This is a genomic window from Pseudomonas mangiferae (genome assembly GCF_007109405.1).
GTDB classification, from domain to species: domain Bacteria; phylum Pseudomonadota; class Gammaproteobacteria; order Pseudomonadales; family Pseudomonadaceae; genus Pseudomonas_T; species Pseudomonas_T mangiferae.
Window position 1 is genome coordinate 84,505 of sequence record NZ_VJOY01000014.1, and the last position, 10,260, is coordinate 94,764.

General features: G+C 68.0%; 6 protein-coding genes. 1 reads left to right on the forward strand and 5 read right to left on the reverse strand.

The features are described from left to right. Nucleotides 1-37: 37 nt before the first annotated feature. Genes FM069_RS22175 through glgA form a run of 5 tightly spaced genes read right to left on the reverse strand, consistent with a single transcriptional unit; the run spans nt 38 to nt 8,674 of the window. A complete protein-coding gene (locus tag FM069_RS22175) occupies nt 38-484 on the reverse strand; it encodes a DUF2934 domain-containing protein (RefSeq protein WP_178106801.1) in 447 nt (148 codons plus the stop codon). Next, entirely contained in the window at nt 481-3,297 is a 2,817-nt protein-coding gene (locus FM069_RS17445; RefSeq protein ID WP_143489654.1) for a malto-oligosyltrehalose synthase, read from the reverse strand. The genes FM069_RS22175 and FM069_RS17445 overlap by 4 nt, the downstream gene beginning before the upstream one ends. A 22-nt stretch (nt 3,298-3,319) precedes the next feature. Next, a complete protein-coding gene (malQ, locus tag FM069_RS17450; RefSeq protein ID WP_143489655.1) occupies nt 3,320-5,404 on the reverse strand; it encodes a 4-alpha-glucanotransferase in 2,085 nt (694 codons plus the stop codon). Then, a complete protein-coding gene (gene treZ / locus FM069_RS17455) occupies nt 5,397-7,175 on the reverse strand; it encodes a malto-oligosyltrehalose trehalohydrolase (RefSeq protein WP_143489656.1) in 1,779 nt (592 codons plus the stop codon). The genes malQ and treZ overlap by 8 nt, the downstream gene beginning before the upstream one ends. A gap of 14 nt (nt 7,176-7,189) precedes the next feature. Next, entirely contained in the window at nt 7,190-8,674 is a 1,485-nt protein-coding gene (gene glgA, locus FM069_RS17460) for a glycogen synthase GlgA (protein ID WP_233282075.1), read from the reverse strand. A 675-nt stretch (nt 8,675-9,349) separates the two neighbouring features. Between glgA and FM069_RS17465 the strand changes: the two genes are divergently transcribed. After that, a partial coding sequence (locus tag FM069_RS17465) for a type VI secretion system Vgr family protein (RefSeq protein ID WP_178106803.1) occupies nt 9,350-10,260 on the forward strand: 911 nt, incomplete at its 3' end.

The following is a 10,260-nucleotide window of genomic DNA, read 5'->3' on the forward strand; positions in this document are numbered from 1 at the left end:
TGGGGACCGGAGCGATGAGCCTTGCTCCGGTCCCCTTTCACTTGGCCGGCTTGACGGTGGTGCTTGCCTTGGCTTTCTTCGGTGCGGCGGGCTTGCTGGCAGGGGCGCTGGCCTGGCCGGGCAGGGTGTCAGGCTTGACGGTCTGCAACGGTTTGCCGGCGGCCGACTTGGTTGCCTTGCCAGTGGCAGGAGCGGTGCGGGTGGTGGAGTCGGTGACGGACGATTTGCCGGCCTCCGGCTTGGCGGTGGAAGCACCCGTACTGGTGGAGGCGGCGGTCTTGCGCGGCGCCTTGGCCTTGGCGGTGCTGTCACCGGTTTCGGCGGCCTTGCCCCGGCGGGCCTTGGGTGCCTTGCCGGCAGCGGCTTCCGCCTCGGCCAGCTTCACGGCCATTTCCCAGTGGCGGGAGTCCTGGCCATGGGGCTTACCTTCGGATTCCCAGATTTGATAAGCGAATTCGCGGATGCGCTGCTCGTTGGCTTTCATTGTGCTTGCTCCTTGGGTGAATACGACGCTGAAGTCAGGACGCCGACCGGAAAGTCCGCCAGAACATCGGCCAGGGCGAGCGTGCCCTGCTCATTAGTGATTGCGCCCGGAGAAAAAATTCCCGTGAGATTTTTCCCCTTCAGCGCGGCCGGAAGCACCACGCGGGTATCCCCCCAGCGCGATGCCGGAACCTGCGGAATCGCCTGGCCCTCCAGCAGGCCCGCCACCAGACGCGGGGCGATCACCACCACCCAGCGGCCTTCGGCCTGGCGGGCGAAGGCGAGGACCCGCTCGGCCTGTTCGCCGGTCACGTCCAGGGGCTGGTAATCGCCCGTTTCGCCCAGGGCCGGCTCGCTGTTGCGCAGGCCCAGGACCCGTTCCACCAGCACCTGCTTGATGCGGCCGTCTTGCCAATGAGCCAGCAGCGCGGAGGGTTCTGCGCCCTGGCGCCGGGCGTCGGCGCGGGCCGGATAGTCCACCGGCTGGCGGTTGTCCGGGTCTACCAGGCTGAAGTCCCAGAATTCGCAGCCCTGGTACAGGTCGGGTACGCCCGGAGTGGTCATGCGCAGCAAGGCCTGGACCAGCCCATTGAGGGCGCCGGGCACTGCCAGGGCCATGGCCGCTTCGGCGATGTCCTGGCGCAGCGCCACGTGGGCGGGGTCTTCCAGCAGGCCGAAGAGGTAGCTGCGGCAGGCCTGCTCGTAGGCGTCGCTGGGGGCACTCCAGGTGCTGCGCAGCTTGGCTTCGCGAATCGCCTTCTCTTGCCAGCGCCAGAGTCGCTCGGCGTAGGCGTGCACGCCGTCGGAGACGTCCGCCGTCAGGTACAGCGGCCAGCTGGCCAGGAGGGTCTGATAGAGCATCAGTTCGTCGCCGGGGGAGGGCGCCAGGCCATCCGGCAGGCTATGCCGCAAGTCCGCCGCCAGGCGGTACCAGTACTGGACCTTCTCGTTGAACCAGGCGGCCCGCTCGCTGAGGGCGGCCAGCCTCGCCCGGGTATCCTCGCCGCGCTTATGGTCGTGGGTCGCGGTGGTCAGCAGGTTGCCGGGGAACCGTTGGGCGCGCTGCCGGGCCTGGCGGTGAAAGGCTTCCGCCGGCGCACTGAACTGCTGCGGGTCGAAGCCCACGTCGTTGCGCGAGAGCAGCACCGCCGAGCGGTAGCACGCCGTGTCCTCCACGGCCTTGGCCGCCGCCGGCGAGGTGAGCTGCTGGAAGCGCGACTGGGCGAGCCGGCGTACCTTGCGGGCGCGGCCGGGCGGAACGCTGCGCAGGGGCTGGCCACCGAGCCAGTCGCGCAGGCGGTCCAGCAGTGGCCAGTCGATTTCCGCAAGGCTGCCGTGGGCGCCCTCCAGGGCCTGCTGGAAAAAGGGTTCGTCGGCCGGAGCGCGGCCGCTGGCGCCTGCATAGGTGCGATAGACCGGGAAGTGCACGATGAGGGCCATCAGGGCGCGGCGGATCGCCCCGAGGGTCAGGTCGCGGGTCATCACGTCCTGGCGGGCCACTTGCAGCAGCGCCTGGGCCACGGCCTCGAAGTCACCGGCCAGGGAGCCGCTGAGTACCAGCTGGCGGGCTTCCCGCACCTCCTCCATGAAGTCGGCGGGGCGGCCGGTGAAGGTATTCCACAGGGTCGCCAGGGGGGCCTCGCCGCGGGGGTCATGCTGCAGGAGCGACACTTCGTTCATGAATTCGTAGCCGGTGGTGCCGTCCACGCCCCAGTCGTCGCGCAACTGCTCGCCCTCGCCGAGGATCTTCTCGACGTAGATCGGCAGGTAATCCAGGGCAGCGCCGGCCGGGCGCCGGGCCAGCAGGCCATTGACCCGGCGACGCAGCTTGCGGCAATAGCCCCGGGGGTCAGCCAAGCCGTCCACGTGGTCGATGCGCAGGCCATCCACCAGGCCGTCCTCGACCAACTGGAAGATCTTCGCGTGGGTGGCCTCGAACACCTCCGAGCGTTCTACCCGCAGGCCGCCCAGTTCGTTGATGTCGAAGAACCGGCGCCAGTTGATGTCGTCCGCCGCGGTGCGCCAACTGGCCAGGCGATAGTGCTGGTCTTCCAGCAACCGGTGCAGACGCTGGAAGCCCTCCGGTTGGCGACCGTCGTAATCGCCCAGGCGGCGTGTCAGGGCCTCGTGTGCGGCCGGTTCGGCGCAGCAGCGTTTCAACTCCTCGCGCAGCCCACGGGCCTGTTGCCAGGCCTGCTCGGCGGTGTCCAGGGCCGCGAAGCGGGTGGCCAGGGCGGTCAGGGCCGGGTGGTCGCACTCGGCGAGGATGCCCCCGTAGCTGGGCGGGGTGAGGGGGAAGCGGTGTTCGTATTGCTGGGCATAGAGCGCGCCCTGGTCCGGGTCGTAGTGCAACGCCACGTCGCCGCTCTGCAGGGCCTCGCCGTAGTCCTTGCCGAGGAACGGCACCAGCAACTGCCCGCGCAGCAGCGGGTCGGGGGAATGCCACTGGATGTCGAAGAACTTCGCATAGGGGCTGCGGATACCCCATTCCAGGACGTCCAGCCACCAGGGATTCTGGTCTCCACCCACCGCCATGTGGTTGGAGACGATGTCCAGGATCAGCCCCATGCCCCGCTGGCGCAGGCCCGCCACCAGCCGGCGCAAGGCCTCTTCGCCGCCTAGTTCGGGGTTGATGCGGGTGGGGTCGACCACGTCATAGCCGTGCATCGAGCCAGGACGCGCGGTCAGCAAGGGGGATGCATAGACATGGCTGATGCCGAGGGAGGCGAAGTAGTCCAGCAGGGGAAGAGCGTCGTCGAGGGTGAAATCGCGGTGGAACTGCAGGCGCACGGTCGCGCGCGGGTATCGGCTCATGGCGGGGTCGGACTCATCAGGGTCATAGGTCGGCCTTGCGGCGCGCATCGGTGAGCAGCGCCAGTCGGCGTCTCGGCGTTTCCTGGTGCAGGAGGTCGGTGGCAGCGCCGTCCCAGCGACGGCGCCAGTTGGGATGGCCCTCGGTGGTGCCGGGAAGGTTGGGCTGTTCCAGCAGGCCGAGGGCATCCTCCATGGGCAGCAGCACCAGGGGCGCCGGGCTTTCGCCGATGAAGCGCACGCTCTGGTCCACTACCTCGGCGGCCTGGTCGGGGGCAGGGCGCGGCTGGTGGTTGTCCTGGAAGGCCTGCAGCAGCGCCTGCCGTTCACGCTCCCGTTCGGCGCGGTCTTTCTCGGTCTGTTGGGCGTCCGACTGCTGCAGCTCCTGCCGCCAGTCGATGTCGCGGCCCTGCCACCAGCCGCGCATGGTCGGCAGGTCATGGGTGGTGGTGGTGGCGAGGGCCTGGTTCGACCAGTAGTGAGGCGCGCGGAAGTGGCCGTCCTGCTGTTCGAACTGCAGCACGCGCATCCCGAGGATGCCGCGCCGGGCGAGGCGCTCGCTGAACCCCTCGGGCACGGTACCCAGGTCTTCCCCCAGCACCAGGGCCCGGTGCCGGTGGGATTCAAGGGCCAGCAGGCGCAGCAGGTCGTCCAGAGGGTAGTTGAGGTAGGCGCCCGCCTGGGGCGGCGCTCCCTGAGGGATCACCCAGAGCCGTTGCAGACCCATCACATGGTCGATGCGAATGCCGCCGGCATGGGCCAGGTTGGCCTGGAGCATCTCGATGTAGGCCCGGTAGCCATGGCGCCGCAGGCCGGTGGGGGAGAAGGCGGAAACGCCCCAGCTCTGCCCGGCGCGGTTGAGGATATCCGGCGGCGCGCCGACGCTCACCGTGGGCAGCAGCTCGGCCTGGCGGCTCCAGGCCTGGCTGCCGCCACCGTCCGCGCCCACCGCCAGGTCGGCGATCAGGCCGATGCGCATCCCGGCACCGCGAGCGGCCACCTGGACCCGTTCCAGGCCACGGGCGATCAGCCATTGGCCGAAGGCATGGAAGCTCACTTCCCGATCGTGTTCGGCAGCGAAGCGCCGGACTTCGTTGCTGTTCGGGTTGCGCAGAACCTCCGGCCAGTCCTGCCAGCCACGGGGCCCATGGATGCGGGCCTGGTAAGCATGCAAGGCTTCGAAGCGGCAATGCTGGGTCAACGCGTCGCCGCCGTTCAGGCGAAAGGTGTCGAAGTCCTGGCGAAGCGGGTTGCCACCCTGGATGAAATCGTCGAACAGGGCGCGCAACAGGGTCAGCTTGGCAGCGGACGCGGCAGGCCAGTCCACCAGCTCCAAGGCTTCCAGACGTGCCTGCTCCGCCGCCAGGCCGCAGCGCTCCAGCGCGTGATTGACCGCCAGCTCACCCAGCACGGCACCGGGGGCGGCATGCAGAACGTTGAAGAACATCCGGCTGGACGGCGAGTAGGGGCTGCTGCGGCCCAGGTCGGCGCTGAACATGGCATGCAGCGGGCTGATGGCCATGGCGTCTGCGCCAAGCCCGGCGGCGGAGCGCACCAGATGCTCCATGGCCAGGGTATCGCCGAACCCGCCATCGCCCTCGCGGCGCGCGGAATAGAACTGGGCGGAAAGCCCCCAGACATGGGCATTCGGCTGCCCGGTGAGATCGTCCACCCCCAGGCACCGCGCGGGCGCCACCGCCAGGGTAAGCTGCCGGTCGGCGATATGCAGGGTGTGGTAGCCGATGACCTCGATCCCCGGCAGGCGACCCGACTCGTCCAGGCGACCGTCCTGGCGGCTGCCGTCTTCCCGTTCGAGGCGAAAGGCCCGATGGGCGAGCCCGGCGCCGAGCGGCAGCGCGTGCCCCTGGTCCACCACCCTCAACGGCGGCCACTCACCGTGGGACAGGTCGTCCCGGGCCGGCTCGGCCTGCTGCAGCCGCGCATGGCTGTCGTGAATGTCGTCCGCCGAACCGGCGGGAAAGCCCAGGGCCTCCAGCAGGGGGCGCAGGACTTCGGGGGTGACCCGCTGGGGCCGGCCGTTGGCGTCGGTCCAGTCGATGGAGAGACCGGCGGCTTCCGCCAGCTCTATCAGCTTCGCATCGTCATGCATCGCGATTCTCCAGGCAGACCACAGCCAGCCGCGGGGCCAGCCGCCCCTGGCGATAGTCCGCCAGGGCATCGTTGCGGCTGATGAACAGCGGCGCGTGCTCCTGCGGCGCTGCAAGCGCGTAGTCGGCGTCCGAGAGATTCAGGTCGATGCGCAGGGTATGGCCGTTGCCCAGGCGCCAGCGGGCGGAGATCGCGCCGTCCCCGATGACCTCAGCGCCCAAGGCTACGCTGCCCGGCAGGTGCGGCACCAGGCGACCGTGGCGCAGCGCCAGCAGTTGCCGGTAGAAGTCGTTCCACCCCTCGTGCTCGGCATCCTGGGCATAGGCGGCGAAGGCGGGGCGGGACGCATCGAAGGTGGCGGCGGCGTTGGGGTCGGGGATACGTGCTCGGGTTGTCTCGTCGGCGAAGGCAGCGAACTCCCTGAATTCGTTGCGGCGACCCTCGCGCACGGCCACTGCCAGCTCGTCATGGTGGTCGGTGAAGAACAGGAATGGCTGGCGCGATCCCCATTCCTCGCCCATGAACAGCAGCGGGATCATCGGCGAGAGCAGCAGCAGGGTGGTCGCCGCCCGCAGGGCGTCCGGGTCGGCCAGGTCGATCAGGCGCTCGCCGAAGGCACGGTTGCCCGTCTGGTCGTGGTTCTGCAGGAACAGCACGAAGGCCGTGGGCGGCAGGTGGGCGCTGGGCTCTCCGCGGGTTTCGCCGCGGCGGGTGGACTCACCCTGGTAGATGAAACCTTCGCCCAGGCAACGGGCGAGCTTGGCGGTACGGTCTTCGGCGAAATCGGCGTAGTAGGCCTCCCGTTCGCCGGTGAGCATAGCGTGGAGGACGTTGTGGCCGTCGTCGTTCCACTGGGCATCGAAGCCGGCTTCCAGCAGACGGGCATCGTTGTGCTCGTTTTCCAGCACCAGGTGGACGTGGCGCGCCGGCACCAGGGCCTTGCGGACCTCGGCGGCCAGTTCCACCAGGAAGTCCTTCTCGCTGATGGCGTGCACCGCATCCAGGCGCAGGCCGTCCACCCGGTAGTCCTGCAGCCACATCAGGGCGTTCTGCAGGAAGAAATCCCGTACCGGGCGTTGGCGAAAGTCGATGGCGTCGCCCCAGGGGGTCTGGATGTCGTGGCGGAAGAACCCCTTGGCGTACTGGCCCAGGTAATTGCCGTCCGGCCCGAAATGGTTGTAGACCACGTCGACGAACACCATCAGGCCCAGGTCGTGGGCGCGATCGACCAGATGGCGCAGTTCGTCCGGCGTGCCGTAGGCCGAATCAGGCGCGAAGGGCAGCACGCCGTCGTAGCCCCAGTTGCGTTCACCGGGGAAGTCGTTCAATGGCATCAGCTCGATGGCGGTGATGCCCAGGTGGGCGAGGGCAGGCAGGTGGGCTTCCACCCCGCGGAAGCCGCCCAGCAGCCCTACGTGCACTTCGTACAGGACGCATTCGTGCCAGGGTCGGCCTTTCCAGTCGATGTTGCGCCAGGGATAGGCGCCGGGGTTCACCACCACGCTTTCGTCATGCACGTCGCCCGCCTGGGCACGGGACGCGGGGTCGGGCACATCGAGCTGACCGTCGATGCGGAAGCGGTAACGGCTGCCGGGCCGGGCAGGCAATTCGGCGCTGTGCCAGCCGTCCGGCTGGGCCTGGAGGGGGTGGGGCTGGCCTTCGATGACAGTCTCCACACAGCCGGCATCGGGGGCCCACAGGGAAAATCGGGTGCGCTGTTCCCCTAGCCACTGGGCCCCGTGAGGGGCCGAGAAGCGTGCGTTTCCTTCCATGCTCGACGCTCCTGTCAGATCACGCCGGCAACTTGCCTTGTTTCACCCAACAGGTCGCTGTACAGCTTGGCGTAGGGTTCCACCGACTGGTGCCAGTAGAACGGCGAGGACATGGCGCGGCAGCGCATGGCATTGAGGAGCTCGGGGTTGCTGTGCACCTTGAACGCGCGATGGATCGCGTCCAGGTAGCTTTCCGGGGTCGACGCATCGAACAGGAAGCCGGTGACACCATCCTCGATGGTGTCAGCGAGGCCGCCGGTACGCCGTGCCACCGGCAGCGAGCCGAAGCGCTGGGCGTACATCTGGCTCAGGCCGCAGGGCTCGTATCGGGACGGCATCAGCAGGAAATCACTGCCAGCGAACATGCGGCGGGCATCGGTCTCGTTGAAGCCCACATGAACGCCGATCTTCCCGGGGAAGCGCTCGGCCAGGCGGCGCATGGCGTTCTCCAGCTCGGGCTCGCCCCGGCCGATGACCGCGATCTGCCCGCCTGCAGCGACGATGGCCTCCGCCACCGCCTGGGTCAGGTCCAGGCCTTTCTGGTAGACCAGGCGGGACACCACGGCGAACAGCGGGCCCTCGCTGGGCTCGAGGTCGAACAGCCGGCGCACCTGCTCGGCGTTCTCCCGCTTGCCCTCCCAGTCGTTGATGCCGAAGTTGCGTTCCAGGTGGTGGTCGGTCAGCGGGTTCCAGCTCTCGTCGATGCCGTTGGCGAAGCCGCTGAGCATGCCCTGACGTACCTTCACTGCCAGCAACCCTTCCAGGCCGCACCCGAAGTCCTGGGTGGTGATCTCCTGGGCATAGGTGGCACTGACCGTGGTGACGTGGTCGGCGTAGGAAATCCCGGCCTTGAGGAAGGACAGCTTGCCGTGGAATTCCATGCCCTCGATAGTATTGGCTTCGGGCGGCAGGCCCAGCTCGGGGGAGCATTGCGTGTCTGCCAGGCCCAGGTAGGCCAGGTTGTGGATGGTGAAGACGCTGGGGGTGCTCTGGCCGCGCCATTTCATGTAGGCGGGCGCCAGGCCGGCCGGCCAGTCGTGGGCGTGCACCAGGTCGGGGCACCAGCGGATGCAGGCGGTGCCGGCGGCCATGTCGGCCGCGGCCAGGCCCAGGCGGGCGAAGCGGATATGGTTGTCCGCCCAGTCGCGGCCGTTCTCGTCACCGTAGGGCGAGCCTTCGCGCTCATACAGCTCCGGGCACACCAGCACGTAGACGATCAGCCCGTCTTCCATGTCGATACGACCCAACTGGCAGGGCGGCAGGGCGGCGTGGCCGTCGAACTTGCCGATGATGCGGATCTGGTAGCCGCTTTCCAGAACCTGGCGGTAGCCGGGGATCAGCACGCGGACATCGTGGGAGGGGTTCAGGGCGCGGGGGAGCGCGGAGGACACGTCGCCCAGGCCGCCGACCTTGATCACGTCGGCCAGCTCCGAGGTCACGAACAGTATCTTCTTGGTTTCCTTGGGCGTTTCCACCCTGAAATTGATCGTGTTGGCCATCAAGGGCTGGGGCGAGGAGAGCCCGACATTCAATACATTCGCAACGGCATTACCCATAACATCCTCCAATGAATGCGGTCCGGCGCCCGGAACGAAGCCCGTTTGCCGTCGACTGCATCGCTCCCGCCTGGCGACGCCATCGCGAACTGAGCTAGGTCTGAATCGGTGCGCTCCAGCGTGTGCTGGTTGCTAAGAGAGTCTGTTATTCCTGACCAATGCCCGAGAACAAAAGTTCGAGCTGTTTTGGGGCGTTCCCGGGTAAAGGTCCTTCCGCCATGGCCTTGCCGGCCAACCACCGTCCTTGATGGTTTTCTCGCTCCTTTTCCACCGTGTGGAACAGGGGTTCGAAGAGGGTGCCTGCATGAAGCGCGCCAGCAAGCGGAATTCACCCGGACTGCCCCTCTGCCAGCGTCCCGCTCGCCCCGCCTCGTCTCGGCAGGCGAAGAGAGGGCGAAGTAGGACGTTTTAATGCTGAACCGATGTTGATTTCGTGACAGTGGTCTCGGGAAAGGCGTCCGTCGCCGGGGGCACCTGCGCAAACAGCGACCGAGTTGGCATCCCGCCATGAGATGGCAGGTTAATATCGCGCCGCGCCAAGGCAGCCCGCCTCGGTGCCTGGCCGGCCGGAGGGGGTCGCGCCTGTCGTCGTATGGTTTTTCCGCAAGGAGGCACTTCGTGAATCGCGTCCTCAACGTCACCACCGCCCTGGGCCCGACCGTGCTGCGCTTCGCGGCGCTGAGCGGGCGGGAAGCGCTTTCACGGCTGTTCGACTTCATGGTGACCCTGAAGAGCGAGCAGAAGGACCTGGACCCGGAGTCGATGCTGGGCACGCCGGTGACGGTGGAGATCGAGCTGCAGGGCGGTGGCACGCGCCACCTCAACGGCCAGTGCATCCACTTCAGCCAGGTGGGCAAGCAGGGCCGGTACTACCTCTACGAGGCCCAGGTCAAACCCTGGCTGTGGTACGCCACGCGGCGCTCGGACTACCAGATCTTCCAGAACCTGAGCGTGCCGGACATGGTGAAGAAGGTCCTGGGCGCCTACCCGTTCCAGACCCGCTTCATGCTCAGCCGCAGCTACCGGACCTGGGAATACTGCGTGCAGTACCGGGAGACGGACGCCAACTTCGTCATGCGCATGCTGGAGAACGAGGGCATCTGGTTCTGGTTCGAGCACAGCGCGGGCGAGCACGTGATGGTGATCACTGACGACGTGGGGCTGTGCGACCCGTTCCCGGGGTACGCCACGGTGCCGTACTACGGCCCGGACTTCACCTACCCGGACAAGGACCACCTGGACCACTGGACGGCTGGTGGGCGGGTCAAGCCGGGTAAGTACATGGCCCGGGACTACAACTTCAAGATGCCGCGGGCGGACCTGACCACGCGCCACGAGACGCCGGGCGAGCACGCCCACGGCAGCTACGACATCTTCGACTACCCGGGTGGCTACGCGACCCTGGACGAGGGCGATCCCTACGCCCGCTCGCGCATGGAGGAGCTGCACGCCGCCCACAAGCGCGGGCACGCGGCGGGTCGCGCCCGGGGCATGGCGCCGGGGCGGCTGTTCACCCTGGAGAACCATCC